The following is a 13,406-nucleotide window of genomic DNA, read 5'->3' as shown; positions in this document are numbered from 1 at the left end:
TGTGAAATGTTAGTGAATTTTAGTTTAAGGTTGAAATGGTTTTGGTGGTTCATTTATTAAACGATAATGATAACGAATTGCTTCTACAATTCGTTGAGATGCTTTACCATCTCCGTATGGATTCGATGCCTTTGCCATAGCATCATGTGCTTTTTTGTGCACTAATAACGTCTTTGCATAACCGTATATTTGGTTCTCTTCTGTTCCTGCTAATTTTAGAGTTCCAGCTTCTATTCCTTCTGGTCGTTCAGTTGTTTTTCGCAAAACCAAAACAGGCACACCTAAGGTTGGCGCTTCCTCCTGAACACCGCCAGAATCAGTTAAAATCATATATGCTCTAGCCGCGAAGTTATGGAAATCTTGAACTCCTAGTGGCTCTATTAAATGAATTCTTGGGCTATTTCCCAAAATCTCATCGGCAATCTCTCGAACAGCTGGATTTAGATGTACAGGATAAACAACCCTTACATCCTCATGTTCGTCCACAAGCTGTTTGATGGCACGAAACATATTCCTCATTGGTTCCCCTAAGTTTTCCCTTCGATGAGCTGTAACAAGAATTAATCTGTTGTTTGCGCCTACTTTTTTTAAAACTTCATGCTCATATGTTTCTGAAACAGTAGTTGTTAATGCATCAATGGCTGTATTGCCAGTTATGTAAATGGATTCTTCTCGTTTTCCTTCAGCTAATAAATTTTCTTGCGCCTTCCATGTTGGTGCAAAATGAAGGTCTGCTATTACACCTGTAAGTTGTCGATTCAATTCTTCGGGATAAGGTGAATATTTATCCCAAGTTCTTAAACCTGCCTCCACATGTCCTACAGCAATCTGATTGTAGTAAGCTGCTAAACTTGCAGCAAAAGAAGTTGTAGTGTCTCCATGAACAAGGACCATATCAGGCTTATACTCTTTCATAATAGTGTCTAATCCTTTCAGTGCTTTTATCGTAATATCCGATAATGTTTGCCCTGCCTGCATGATATTTAAATCTTCGTCTGGGGTAATATGAAATAGTTTTAATACTTGGTCAAGCATTTTCCGATGTTGTCCAGTTACAATAACTGTGGACTCTAATTCTCTACTATATTTTCTCAATTCAATTAGAAGTGGACACAGTTTTATCGCTTCAGGTCTTGTACCAAAAATCGTCATTATTTTTATGCGCTCTGAAATAGGAATCACCTCCTTGTTTAAATAGTTTTTTAAACTTATATCTACCCTAAAAATACGTGTGTTATTGGTAGTCAAACTTATCTAGTATGACTAACTTTGTTGGTTTATATTACATTCTCCACTGCCCACTCCCTATCCTGTGAGGAGTTACCGAGTCTCCTCACGACTCCGCGCTGCGACGTCTCGCCTTTACTCTACTTCCTACTGATGTATCGTGGGCATTCGCTCATTACATCGGAACTTTATAGTACTAATATACTTCATAACCTATTTTCATTTGCTATAGTGTAAATTTTATATTGTAATTTGAGTTATGTTTTGGACAATAGTATATAAAAAATAGAGGAAAAGCATTTTCATACTCTTCCTCTACTGACTATCGCATATTAAGAACAAAATGTCACTATCATGAAGCTTGCTCTGTTATTTTGTTCCAAAGAGGCGGTCTCCAGCATCTCCTAGACCTGGTACGATATAACCTTTTTCATTGAGCTTTTCGTCCATTGCAGCTAAGAAAATATCCACATCTGGATGATCTTTTTCCACCGCAGCAACGCCTTCAGGTGCAGCAACAAGACACATTAATTTAATATTTTTTGCTCCGCGTTTTTTCAACGAATGAATTGCTTCTACCGCGGAGCCTCCTGTTGCAAGCATAGGGTCAATAACGATAAACTCTCTCTCTTCAATGTCTTTCGGAAGCTTTACGTAATATTCTACAGGCTGCAATGTCTCTGGGTCTCGGTAAAGTCCTACATGTCCAACTTTTGCTGCTGGAATTAAATTTAAGATCCCATCAACCATTCCGAGACCAGCACGAAGAATTGGAACTAGTCCTAATTTCTTACCTGCAAGCAACTTACTCTTTGCAATCCCAACTGGCGTTTCCACTTCCACGTCTTGAACAGGCAAGTCTCGTGTTATTTCAAATGCCATTAATCCTGCTACTTCATCAATTAATTCACGAAATTCCTTTGTTCCTGTATTCTTATCACGTATGTACGTTAACTTATGTTGAATTAGTGGATGATCAAATACGTAAACTCTACTCATTAAATACCGCTCCTTTTAATTGTTTCCTCATTTTATTTAACGTTTTATCGAAAATTGACAAACCCCTACATTCTCTTTGAAAATTCTACATAAAAAGTTATGATGATTCAAGCTGAAAGGCAAATATTTTAAAAAAATTCATAGATGAAGCGCTTTAGTGGAAATAGGTTTATTTTCTCCCTCTTCCATCGAAGTCTCGTGGACTTGGACTTTATCCATTTTACGTTGAAGGGTCTAACCAACGTGTTTGTCATATTCCATGCCGCTATTTCCAAAAAACACATGGCTACAAATCTCCATGCGGAGCTCCACTTCTACAGACTTTTTTTTACAATAGATGTTATACTAATTTGTAAAAAACCACCTTCTCGTATTCTTATTAAAGGAGTACTTAATATGACATCTCTTTTATTCTTTCCTATTTACATACTACCTATCATAGCTATTATACTTTTTGGATATTATACTGCTGAGAATAAGAAGGAAGAAATATTGTTTTTAAAATGTTTTGGGTATTTCTTCTTAGGTGCATTTATTTTCTGGATTGATATGTGGCCTTTACCAATAGGGTTTTTAGTGGGATTCTTTCTACTAAAACCGAAAGTTAATACAGTGATGAAAAAAAGAGTGATTATTATTGGGCTGTCTGTAGCATTGTTAAGTCACCTTTTAATATTTTAGTTCTTTTGCTAGCTAAAATACTGGTTATTAAGCGTAAACATGAGTTTCTTTTTCAACCAAAAGTACTATGGATACATTTATAAGTCAATAAACCTTCTTATTAATAGTCATGAGTGCATTTCTCATAATCCTATAGCGTATTTAAACTTTCTTAAAGCCAAAAAAGTCAAAAGCACCCTTACACAAAGGGTGCTTTCCTGATTTCTATTAACGTAAGTCCTCATATAAAGGGAAACGGCTAGTTAATGCTTCCACTTCTTTTTTCGCTTCCGCTTTCACCGCTTCATCTTCTGGTGCCTTTAAAACTTTCGCGATGATTTTTCCAGTTTCCGCAAATGCAGCTTCGTCAAAACCACGGGAAGTCGCTGCAGCTGTTCCGATACGTAAACCACTTGTTACGAATGGACTCTCTGGGTCAAATGGAATTGTGTTTTTATTTGTCGTGATCGCAACTTCATCAAGTGCTGCTTCTGCAATCTTCCCTGTAATTCCTAAGCTACGTAGATCTAATAAAACAAGGTGATTATCAGTTCCACCGGAAACAAGGTTGATTCCTTCTTCGTTTAAAGACTTTGCTAGTGCTACCGCATTGTCTTTTACTTGCTGAGAATATACTTTAAAGTCTTCTCCTAGAGCTTCTCCTAGAGCAACTGCTTTAGCAGCAATTACGTGCATTAATGGACCACCTTGTAATCCAGGGAAAATGGCTTTATCAATTTGACGAGCAAACTCTTCTTTACATAGAATCATCCCACCACGAGGTCCTCGTAATGTTTTATGAGTCGTTGTTGTCACGAAATGTGCATGTGGAACAGGATTTGGATGTAACCCTGTAGCAACCAGTCCAGCAATGTGAGCCATATCCACCATGAAATACGCATCTACTTCGTCCGCAATTGCACGGAATTTTTCAAAATCGATTTCACGAGGGTATGCACTTGCTCCTGCAACAATTAATTTAGGCTTATGCTCAAGAGCTTTCTGACGAACATCTTCATAATCGATGACTTGGTTTTTCTCGTCCACGCCGTATTCCACAAAGTTGTATTGCTTCCCACTGAAGTTTACTGGGCTACCATGTGTTAAGTGACCACCGTGAGACAAGTTCATTCCTAATACAGTATCACCGTGCTCAAGGATTGTGAAATACACTGCCATGTTCGCTTGCGCCCCTGAATGTGGTTGAACGTTCGCGTGTTCTGCACCAAATAATTTTTTTGCACGATCTCTTGCAATATCTTCCACAACGTCTACATGTTCACATCCGCCATAGTAACGTTTACTAGGATACCCTTCTGCGTATTTGTTTGTTAAAACAGACCCTTGCGCTTCCATCACTGCTCGAGAAACAAAGTTCTCCGAAGCAATTAACTCGATATTTGTTTGTTGACGAGTTAACTCTGCATCCATTGCAGCAAATACTTCAGCGTCTTGGCTTTTTACTTGTCCTAATAATTCTGGTTTTGTTGTTGTCATCTAGAAACCCCACTCCTTTTATTTGAAAACCGAACAATTACCGGAAAGATGTAAAATTTCATTCAGTTTTCACATATAATTCACATCTTGTTCTATCTTCGCTCAAATTGAGTAATTTTTCAATATTTAATGACAAGTTTGGTCATTTTGTTTTGAAGAATATGCAGCTCGTTCTCCACCAATGAGTTTTGGGCGCGTTCGTGCCATCGTTATATGAGCTTCTCCCACATACTTAATTTTACTTCGAACCGGGACTGCTACCTTTTTTAAATGCATACCAATGAGAGTATCTCCAATATCGATCCCTGCATCTGCACGGATTTCTTCAACCATAACTGGAGCTTGCATCTTTTCATAAGCTATTGCTGCCATAGATCCTCCCGCTCCTGGGATTGGCACTACAGAGACTTGTTCTAATTGATGTGTCCTAGCGTATTCTTTTTCTACAACTAAAGCTCGATTTAGATGTTCACAACACTGAAAAGCTAAGAAAACACCTGTTTTTTGTTGAAAACTTGATAAGGTTTTCCAAAGTGATTCCGCTACTTCTCTCGTTCCTGCACTTCCTATATGCTCCCCGATTACTTCACTGGTACTCGTTCCAATCACAAGAAGCTGGCCACTCTCTAGGTTAGCAGCTGATTGTAGATCTTCGAGCGCTTGAGTTAACTCTTCTGCGATGGATGATGTGTCTTGAGTCATTTTAGTTACCTCCTTTTTATAATAATTAAACTTACTCTACTTTTCTATTACCTACCATGGAAAATACAGGTGTCACCACTATTTTGTATTACTAACTTTGTTGGTAGGTATTCCATTCGCTTCAGTCCACTCCTTTCCTGTGGGGAGTTGCCGAGCCTCTACTCTACTTCCCACTGGAGTTCGTTGACCTGCGCTCATTGCACATACAGTTGTTGTTACTAATATATCTAATAAAGTATTTTCATCCATCATGGTGCAAAATTTCCACTCACAAGGAAGTCTACCTTGCTACTTGCATGCAATCATAAAATACAAAAGGATGGGGTCGTCACCCTCATCCTCCAGTTACGCGGTTCTCGTATTGGCTAATTTTATCGATTCGGCGTGCGTGACGACCACCTTCGAATTCTGTAGACAACCAGACGCGCGCAATTTCTAATGCAACTCCTGGTCCAATAACACGCGCTCCCATTGCTAGCACATTTGTATCATTGTGCTCTCTAGTCACTTTTGCAGTAAATAAATCATGAACTAACGCACAGCGAACTCCCTTAACTTTGTTGGCTGCGATGGACATACCAATGCCTGTACCACAGATAAGGATACCTCTGTCCGCTTCTCCGTTTGCTACCATTTCCGCTACTGGTAAACCAAAATCCGAATAATCTACGGAATCGGCACAGTGGCTTCCTACATCGGTATAATCGATATTCAACTCTTTCAATAAAGAAATGAGATCTTGTTTCAATTCTACTCCACCATGATCTGCTCCTATTGCTACTTTCATTTCACTTTTCCTCCTAGAAAATATGTATTCCATGTAACGATTCTCGATTAGTTGAAAAACTTATGTTATATTCTTTCACCCTCTGATAAGGGTTTACTACAAAACGCTTACACTTATTTTAACAGGCAGTTTCTTTCTTTTCCACAGTATAAAGAAACAATGCACCTATGTTTTCACGAAGAAAAGGTTTGAATGGTTTTATTTAGTTTGGTAGCTTCGTCTTTGAGCACTTCTGTGGATGATGTGATTTCTTCCATAATTGCCGTTTGTTCTTCGGTTGAAGATAGGACTTCTTGCGCTCCTGCTGCGGCTTGTTGGGCCATGCTTGCTACTAGTTGTGTGTCGTTCGCTGTTTCTTCTATGGTTGTTTTTTGTTGTTCGATAAGCTTCAATATACCTTTTATGGAATTCGCGACTTCGTGAATGGATAGTGAGATGTTATCCATTTCTTTTGTCGTTTCTGCCCCTTTTTGCGTTTCTTTGTTTGCTGTTTTTACTTGTGATTTGATTTGCTCTGCTACTTCATTGACTTCATATTGAATATTTTTAATTAAATCAGTGATTCCTTCCACTGCATTGCTGCTTTGGTCGGCTAGCTTGCGAACTTCGTCTGCAACCACCGCAAAGCCTTTCCCATGTTCTCCTGCTCTCGCTGCTTCGATGGAGGCATTAAGGGCAAGAAGATTTGTTTGCGCTGAAATATCGCCTACTAGTGAGATGATTTCGCCCACTTTTTTTGCATGCCCTTCCAGGCGTTGCACAGATTCTAGGGAAGTTGCATTGTCTTTGGCAAGCTTTTGGACCCCTGACACTAAAGAAAGAATCGTTTCTTTGCTCGTATCTACAGTTGCAACCATAGATGTTGACAATTGATTGGATCTCTCTGCATTTTGTTGTACGTCCGAAGCGAGCTTTGTTACTTCCTCCATAGATACGGACGTTTTCTGAATTGCTGTTGCAGAGTTTTCTGCACCTGCAGACATTTCCTCCATGTTTCTCGTAATTAATTCGGATTGAGCAGCCGCGGTAGAAGCAGCTTCACGAATTTCCTTTACTTGCTCATTTGTATGATGAAAATTAGTTTGAATATCTCCGATTATATTTCGTAAACTTCCCACCATTTTATTAAACGCTAACGCTAGTGCCCGAAGCTCGTCGTCCGATGTTGGAACCTCCACATTTTCGTTTATGTTCCCATTCGCTACCTTCTTGGCTGCTTGTTCCACTCTTGTGATTGGTTTTGTCAAGAACGTTGCACCTAAGAAACCCAATAACCCACACCATATAATCCCTAGCACCAACGTAATGATGGTAAAGATATTTTCATTAACTCCTAGCAAATTCCCCAAGATTTCACTAAGGTAAAAAATAAAAATAGCGCTAAAACCATACGTGATGATGGCAACGGCACTAATACCAATTACCATCTTTTTTCGTAAACTAAATCGATATGTTGTTTTCCCCACAGTCTTTACTCCCCTATTTTTTATTTACTTGCTCCAAAAGTTTCTCCACAGCCGCTTCTATTTCCTTCAATGTGGCTTCATACACAGGCAGACTCCCCCCATATGGGTCTGCTACGTCAAAAGAAGGTAACTCAGATTCTAGTTGCTCGATTGCCTCTTGATCTGGCTTTAGCAGTTTCAATAATTCTTGCTCGAACTTTTCTTGATTAGGGATTTCATTCTTTTCATTGAATTCATCCACTTTCCCTTGATTGTTGGCTAAAAACGTCGCCTTCTTTAACTCTAATTGAGCGATATGATGTTTTATTTTTTCTAACTTATCTTTCGTCCCTGCATCGTTGTACACATATTCTTTTAATGTAGAAACTTTCTCATACGCATATGGAAATCTTTCCAGTAACAACCTTTTATGGCTTTCGGTCATGGTCAACACAACATCTGCCCATTGAAGCAACTCTTCATTGACTAGTTGCGCACGATGATTTTCACTAATACCTCTATTTGCCAACGCAGCCCTGGAGCCTTCTGACATCAGCATCCCATCCATCGCATGAACCCCAGCTGACTTTACTTGAATTGTTGCACCCGACTTCTGCCTTACAAGTGCTTCTGCCAACGGACTACGGCACGTATTCCCCGTACAAACAAACAATATATTCATTCCATACACCTCTTTACATGCTCAATTCTACTATTATCTTATCATAATTATATTTGAAAACAGTGATACATGAAATATTCCCCATTTACAATAAATTAATCAGAAAAAAAGCCTACTTTCACAAAGACAAAAGTCCCTGAAACTAGGCTAAGTGCTTTTTTTTGAAAACAATAGAGTGGTGTTTTGAACGATGGCTCGCTCCGTTCGTAGATGTGTTTATACGGATAGGAGTATTTTCATCCCAAACGCGATGAGGATGGTTCCACCTAGCCATTCGCTGTATCCCCCCATCCAATTCCCCATTTTTCTTCCCAAAATTAAGCCAATCCATGTTAATAGTGCGCTTGCCATCCCAAAACTTACTAATGTTACCCATGTTTTTGCTCCTAGCATCCCAAGGCTTAATCCTGCAGAAAAACTATCGATACTAACACTTAGTGAAAATAGAAATAACCCGAAGCCTGTCGGTTTTAATACTGGCTCTCTCTCGTGTTGAAATGTGGATACAATCATTTGTATACCAATAAACACGAGGACTCCACCACCAATAACAAATGCAAACATTCCTATATATTGTGACAAAAGTCTGCCTAAGATAATTCCAATAAGAGGCATTATTACATGGAATGCTCCAACGGTTATGCCAATTTTAGCAATATGTTTATAGCGAAGACCGAGAAGGCCCATCCCTATGGATAGGGAAAATGCATCCATCCCTAGTGCGAAAGCCATAAATCCTATTGTTACTAATTCTCCTATCACATCATCACCCCTTGGACTGGCTATTTTACTCTATGCATGTCCAAGGGGGTTTATTTCTTTTTTTTTTCGACGGAATGTTCGTCTTATGAAGCGGCACTCGCGATATTTAGGAGGTATTCTAACATATATGTGCGGGTTCAGGTAATATATGTGCGAAATTGGAAATTATATGTGCGAGTTCAGCAATTATATGTGCGAATTACACCAATATATGTGTGAAATTGGACCTTTTATGTGCAAGTTTGGTTTTCTTCATCATTGTATAGGGGTTAAAACTAATACTCACCGCGAATTAGTAGGATCATGAACGTAAAGTTGAGAATCTACCGCGATAATAAATTTAGAATTACACTAAAGACTAACCTATTTAACTTAAAATTAGTTTGCCACATGAAAGAAACCGGGGGAGTTTTGTGATTACAATTAAAATAGCAGATAGACCACTTTGGAAGTTGTGCTAAGCTCTCCTTTCGTTGAAGTAGAAATAAGATAAAGGCAAGGTGCCCCATTTCGGACTGCCATCTGCTCACATCCTGTGGGGCCTGGCTTAATAGCGACATCCTGTGTCCCGGCGAAATGCAAATGTTCTAAACGGTAAACAAAGCAGAGTTCATCCCTGCTTTTGATTTATTTTTCATTATCCGAGTTAGTAGGATACTCATTTTACATGTAAACAGCCACCTCCATTATCTGGGATGGCTGTTTATACTACATGCACTTATTTACCTTAATAAAACTATATTTTTCATGAATGAAGTTGTGATTTTTTGTGCCTAAGAAACCACCTATTTGTGTTGTAAAATCATTGATCCTCCTGAGGCTTTGTTTAAACGATTCATGATGGCTGTACCTATTTCAGTTTCAGCAAAAACTTCGGCATAGATAACATCCACTTCATGTTTCTCGAAAGCACGTAATGCATCATATAAATTCTTAGCTACAGAGTTCAGGTCCGAACGAGTACCGATTACTACTTGTTTTTCAACAGAAAAATTCCTCTCCATTTCTTCCGTAATAAGTAAGCCCACTTTCATTCCTTCTGATTGTGCTTTTTCAATAGTTTTCCTAAAAAATTCTTCGTCCCCATCCACCAATACTAATGGCGCGGCGGGGGCATAGTGAGTATATTTCATCCCCGGGGACTTTGGTGCTTCCGTTATTTTGTGGAGAGCTGGATCCATAAGTACTTCCCCTACTACAGACTGGATCTGTTCTTTCGTTATGCCTCCAGGTCGAAGAATCATCGGTTTTTCCCCCGTACAATCCACCACGGTGGATTCCACACCAACTCCTGTACTTCCTCCATTTATAATAGTATAAATCCGCCCGTTCAGGTCTTCTATTACGTGTTCAGCCTTTGTGGGGCTTGGTCTTCCCGATGTATTTGCACTTGGAGCTGCAAGTGGTAGATTCGCCGCCTTTATAAGCGCTAATGCGATAGGATGATCCGGCATACGAATAGCTACCGTTGAAAGGTTTGCGGTAACTTTCGGTGCTATCTTTCCATTATGCTCTAAAACAATTGTTAATGGACCTGGCCAAAAAGCATCCATTAACTTTTCCACAGTATTGGGGATAACTTTCACATAGTTATCCAGATCTTTTTGATCCGCAATATGAACAATTAACGGATTATCAGTAGGTCTTCCTTTTGCACGAAAAATTTTCTCTATCGCCTTATCTGAAAGGGCATTCCCACCTAAACCGTAAACTGTTTCTGTAGGAAATGCCACTACTTGGTCCTCTTTTAGACGGCTTGCTGCTAATTGAATGGATGGATGTTGTTCTAAGTTTTCCACATAGTTATCCACATTTAAGACATCTGTCTGTCGTTTATCCATATAAAACGACCTCCTTGCTCGTATATATTTTGCTTATCTAAAGGAGAAATGTCAATAGCATCCTTAGTATTATGTGTATCCTGTGGAAAAAGGAAGGGTTATCCACAGAGAACGGTGGATAACCCTTAGTTTATTGTGTATAACTTTGTTAGTTTTTGTGTATAGCTACTTTACTTATCCACAAATTAGTTCTAGTCCATACATTTTATTAACTACTTCCCTTTATTTTTTCGAGAAAATTGGTAAATCTTTCTTAATATGCTCTTTTATCTCTTCTAGTCTCGTTAGTTCTTCTGGTAAATCAGTTAAGGTCACTTTCTCAAAGCCTAGTGATGTTAAGAAGGTTGCCTTGTTTGCTGCCATTAAATAGGTTGATGAAAATCCTTTTTCCTCCGCATAATGAACTACTGCTTCAAGAAACTCTAAAATGAACATAGATGTAATTTTCTCTGAATCTACTATTAATGATCTGATTAACCCAATTGTTTCTGCCACTTCTTGAATCCTTACAATGGATACAAAATCTCCATTATCATTTTCTGCAATAAGGAATGAAGACCAATCTGTAGATGCGGAGCTAGGATTCACACCTGTTTTCACCATAAAGTGCTGTATTGGTAATGCATCTTCCTCCGATGCTTTTCTCACGATAAAACTCACAATTCCCACCCTTTCAAAATTAAGGCTTGTACTATGATACTATGTTCACGTTTTAGGGATATGACTAGTTTTTGAAAGTTTTCTATTTCTTCAGAAACTTGAAACCAAATCTAGCAGATCCCCAAAAAAGTATTTTGTCTGATAACTATATTATATTAGGAATAAAGTGGTATATTTGTATTAGTATAACAAGTATATGGGGGCCTTTAATATGTATTTACTAATATCGATAATTATTTGTACATTGATAGGATTTTTGCTCATTATGATGAGTCCTCTAATTGGTGGTGTAATCGCCTTTGGTTTAGTCCTAGGTTGTTTAGTTAGAGGGTTATATTTATTAAATCTAATTTATAACCAAGTTGTTCCTCAAAAGGATAAAGTTCAATCAGCATATGATGATTATCTAGAGGAAAGAGAGAAATCTTCATAATGGTGAAGAGATAAATATACATTCATTTAAACCAAAAGTCTGTTTTCTCTAGTTTTAAGTTATACAATAGTTTTTTCAAATATAAAAAAGGAAGCTGTCTTTTTGAATGACAGCTTCAAAACTCTATATATTAAACCAAATTGGCTCCCTCTTCAAAAAAGGGGGGGAAAATGAAGAGGGGCACGGTAAGATCACATAGTTGATAAAACTTCTTTCGTGTTCATGGAAATTATAAGTGAATAATTACGACCACAATCTGTTCCAAATACTAGTTACTAACTCAACAAGAAAGAATGCAACCTCTACTTCCTCTTCTTCTTCCTCATTGTCATCATTAGCTTCTGATTCATGTGCAACTGCATCACCATTTGAAAAATCTAGGAAGCATAATGGCGGGAATAATACACACCACCAGTTGTCACCTCTACCATCACCAATGGACACAAGTACTGCTTCATACTCCCCTGCTGGATAAAGACGATTTCCGTAAAGCTTTGTTGGAAAATTAGTTTCCTGGAGAGATACATCAAATGATTCCTTGCTTCCTGCTTGTTTCAACTGTTCTTCAACGATGTCATAAAGTACATCCATGTTGCTATCTATTAAATCACGGGCATCTTCCACACTTGCAATGTGTTCCACCCATTGAGTAATTTGTGCGTTAATCTCATCTCTAATGTCTCGTTTTACTGACTGATCTATCGGAGAATTACTGTTCGCTAATATACGTAATCGAATTGATTCTTCAGGTATTCCGTTTTCTGTAGTCGCAAATGCTGATGGAAGTACCACTTGAGATTCCCAAGATAAAATTAAAATAGATAATGCCGCTAGTAAGTAAATTTTTATTCTATGGTTTATGTTGTTCACGTTAAGCACCGCCCCTTCACAAATCATTCTGTCCAAGAGATAAATCTATTAAACTAATAAACTCACGACAACTTTTGACATAAGCTTGTCGACCCCTTGGTAGAAGCGGATTAAAGGAGGTATATTTTTTTGTGAATTAGAATTAATTCACGGAAAATTCACAGACCTGGTCCCTGAACTTTTTTTCAGGGACCAGGTCCGTGACAATCTTGTGACAGCATTGAATATGAAAAAAACCAGGATGTCTCCTTGAAAAGGAACCCTGGTTTTTCTTAATTATTTATCAATTAGATCATTTTCTTATTCATCCTTCACTTACATATCAATGAGAGCTTGTATCGGAATCATGATTATTTAAATCTTCCACTTTTCCTTGAACAGCCTTTATAATTTCTTCTAGTTCTTCTTTAGAAAACGAGTTTATTGCGCCATCCGTAAGAATCATATTCTCTTTCTCTTCTTTGGAGGTAAATATAGCCTTAATACCAGCTATGTTCACCTTTTTATCAATAAAAGACTTTATTTCCAATAGCCGATCCATATCATTCAATGAAAAAATTCGTTGATTCGCTTTATTTCTTACAGGGTGAATTAAACCGTGTTCCTCGTAGTAACGGATTTGGCGACCTGTTAAATTTGTCATTTCTTTGACAAAACTAATTGGAAATATTGCTAGATGTCGAGGAATTTTATTAATCACGATAACCCCTGCCCCCTTTTCTGCACGCTCATTTTCAAGTCGCACCAACGATTTTTATTCTTGAAGGATGATTACAGGGTGCTTAACAAAGTAAGCCCCCTGCAACTCAGTTAGTTATTTTTATATGAAACTAACTAATTC

General features: G+C 38.1%; 15 protein-coding genes. 2 read left to right on the top strand and 13 right to left on the bottom strand.

Annotated features, from left to right (window positions below; translation table 11 throughout):
• Positions 1–24: 24 nt before the first annotated feature.
• Complete coding sequence (gene wecB / locus ACERII_RS25320; RefSeq protein ID WP_373645773.1) at positions 25–1,173, bottom strand: non-hydrolyzing UDP-N-acetylglucosamine 2-epimerase; 1,149 nt, start codon at positions 1,171–1,173, stop codon at positions 25–27.
• 423 nt (positions 1,174–1,596) lie between these two features.
• Entirely contained in the window at positions 1,597–2,226 is a 630-nt protein-coding gene (gene upp, locus ACERII_RS25315) for a uracil phosphoribosyltransferase (protein ID WP_373645771.1), read from the bottom strand.
• Between the two features lie 396 nt (positions 2,227–2,622).
• Between upp and ACERII_RS25310 the strand changes: the two genes are divergently transcribed.
• Positions 2,623–2,907 (top strand): hypothetical protein, encoded by a 285-nt coding sequence (locus ACERII_RS25310; protein WP_373645770.1) that lies wholly within the window; start codon positions 2,623–2,625, stop codon positions 2,905–2,907.
• 207 nt (positions 2,908–3,114) lie between these two features.
• Here the strand turns inward: ACERII_RS25310 and ACERII_RS25305 are convergent, their stop codons facing one another.
• The 9 genes from ACERII_RS25305 to ACERII_RS25265 all read right to left on the bottom strand — a co-directional run bounded on the left by ACERII_RS25305 (position 3,115) and on the right by ACERII_RS25265 (position 11,262).
• The gene (locus ACERII_RS25305; protein WP_373645769.1) at positions 3,115–4,383 is read right to left on the bottom strand and encodes a serine hydroxymethyltransferase; all 1,269 of its coding nucleotides are present in this window, start codon (positions 4,381–4,383) and stop codon (positions 3,115–3,117) included.
• A 126-nt stretch (positions 4,384–4,509) separates the two neighbouring features.
• Complete coding sequence (locus ACERII_RS25300; protein WP_373645768.1) at positions 4,510–5,085, bottom strand: TIGR01440 family protein; 576 nt, start codon at positions 5,083–5,085, stop codon at positions 4,510–4,512.
• A 78-nt stretch (positions 5,086–5,163) separates the two neighbouring features.
• Positions 5,164–5,337: a hypothetical protein gene (locus ACERII_RS25295; protein ID WP_373645767.1), complete on the bottom strand. Its 174-nt coding sequence runs from the start codon at positions 5,335–5,337 to the stop codon at positions 5,164–5,166.
• 82 nt (positions 5,338–5,419) lie between these two features.
• The gene (gene rpiB / locus ACERII_RS25290) at positions 5,420–5,872 is read right to left on the bottom strand and encodes a ribose 5-phosphate isomerase B (RefSeq protein WP_373645766.1); all 453 of its coding nucleotides are present in this window, start codon (positions 5,870–5,872) and stop codon (positions 5,420–5,422) included.
• Between the two features lie 173 nt (positions 5,873–6,045).
• Positions 6,046–7,338, bottom strand: a complete 1,293-nt coding sequence (locus ACERII_RS25285; RefSeq protein WP_373645765.1) for a methyl-accepting chemotaxis protein — start codon at positions 7,336–7,338, stop codon at positions 6,046–6,048.
• A 13-nt stretch (positions 7,339–7,351) separates the two neighbouring features.
• Positions 7,352–7,999 carry a low molecular weight protein arginine phosphatase gene (locus ACERII_RS25280; protein ID WP_373645764.1) on the bottom strand — a complete coding sequence of 216 codons (648 nt, stop codon included), beginning with the start codon at positions 7,997–7,999 and terminating at the stop codon, positions 7,352–7,354.
• Positions 8,000–8,215: 216 nt separating this feature from the next.
• Positions 8,216–8,761 (bottom strand): manganese efflux pump MntP, encoded by a 546-nt coding sequence (locus ACERII_RS25275; RefSeq protein ID WP_373645763.1) that lies wholly within the window; start codon positions 8,759–8,761, stop codon positions 8,216–8,218.
• Between the two features lie 785 nt (positions 8,762–9,546).
• Positions 9,547–10,602: an L-threonylcarbamoyladenylate synthase gene (locus ACERII_RS25270; RefSeq protein ID WP_373645762.1), complete on the bottom strand. Its 1,056-nt coding sequence runs from the start codon at positions 10,600–10,602 to the stop codon at positions 9,547–9,549.
• Between the two features lie 222 nt (positions 10,603–10,824).
• Positions 10,825–11,262: a GNAT family N-acetyltransferase gene (locus ACERII_RS25265; protein WP_373645761.1), complete on the bottom strand. Its 438-nt coding sequence runs from the start codon at positions 11,260–11,262 to the stop codon at positions 10,825–10,827.
• Between the two features lie 211 nt (positions 11,263–11,473).
• Here ACERII_RS25265 and ACERII_RS25260 point away from each other — a divergent pair, with 211 nt between their 5' ends.
• Positions 11,474–11,695, top strand: coding sequence for a hypothetical protein (locus ACERII_RS25260; protein ID WP_373645760.1), 222 nt, complete (start codon positions 11,474–11,476; stop codon positions 11,693–11,695).
• A 243-nt stretch (positions 11,696–11,938) separates the two neighbouring features.
• Here ACERII_RS25260 and spoIIR read toward each other — a convergent pair whose 3' ends face one another.
• Together spoIIR and ACERII_RS25250 are read right to left on the bottom strand one after the other, a co-directional pair.
• The gene (gene spoIIR / locus ACERII_RS25255) at positions 11,939–12,556 is read right to left on the bottom strand and encodes a stage II sporulation protein R (protein ID WP_373645772.1); all 618 of its coding nucleotides are present in this window, start codon (positions 12,554–12,556) and stop codon (positions 11,939–11,941) included.
• Positions 12,557–12,887: 331 nt separating this feature from the next.
• Complete coding sequence (locus ACERII_RS25250; RefSeq protein ID WP_373645759.1) at positions 12,888–13,265, bottom strand: MerR family transcriptional regulator; 378 nt, start codon at positions 13,263–13,265, stop codon at positions 12,888–12,890.
• Between the last annotated feature and the right edge of the window lie 141 nt (positions 13,266–13,406).

Origin of the sequence: Evansella sp. AB-rgal1, from assembly GCF_041820985.1 — a bacterium.
In the GTDB taxonomy this organism is placed as follows: Bacteria; Bacillota; Bacilli; order Bacillales; family Salisediminibacteriaceae; genus Evansella.
The sequence above is the reverse complement of the archived record's forward strand: the minus strand, read 5'-3'. Positions and strand labels throughout refer to the sequence as shown.

Coding starts and splice junctions, on each gene's coding strand:
- upp (WP_373645771.1), bottom strand. CDS start 2,226: ATGAGTAGAGTTTACGTATTTGATCATCCACTAATTCAACATAAGTTA.
- ACERII_RS25310 (WP_373645770.1), top strand. CDS start 2,623: ATGACATCTCTTTTATTCTTTCCTATTTACATACTACCTATCATAGCT.
- ACERII_RS25305 (WP_373645769.1), bottom strand. CDS start 4,383: ATGACAACAACAAAACCAGAATTATTAGGACAAGTAAAAAGCCAAGAC.
- ACERII_RS25300 (WP_373645768.1), bottom strand. CDS start 5,085: ATGACTCAAGACACATCATCCATCGCAGAAGAGTTAACTCAAGCGCTC.
- ACERII_RS25295 (WP_373645767.1), bottom strand. CDS start 5,337: ATGATGGATGAAAATACTTTATTAGATATATTAGTAACAACAACTGTA.
- rpiB (WP_373645766.1), bottom strand. CDS start 5,872: ATGAAAGTAGCAATAGGAGCAGATCATGGTGGAGTAGAATTGAAACAA.
- ACERII_RS25280 (WP_373645764.1), bottom strand. CDS start 7,999: ATGAATATATTGTTTGTTTGTACGGGGAATACGTGCCGTAGTCCGTTG.
- ACERII_RS25270 (WP_373645762.1), bottom strand. CDS start 10,602: ATGGATAAACGACAGACAGATGTCTTAAATGTGGATAACTATGTGGAA.
- ACERII_RS25260 (WP_373645760.1), top strand. CDS start 11,474: ATGTATTTACTAATATCGATAATTATTTGTACATTGATAGGATTTTTG.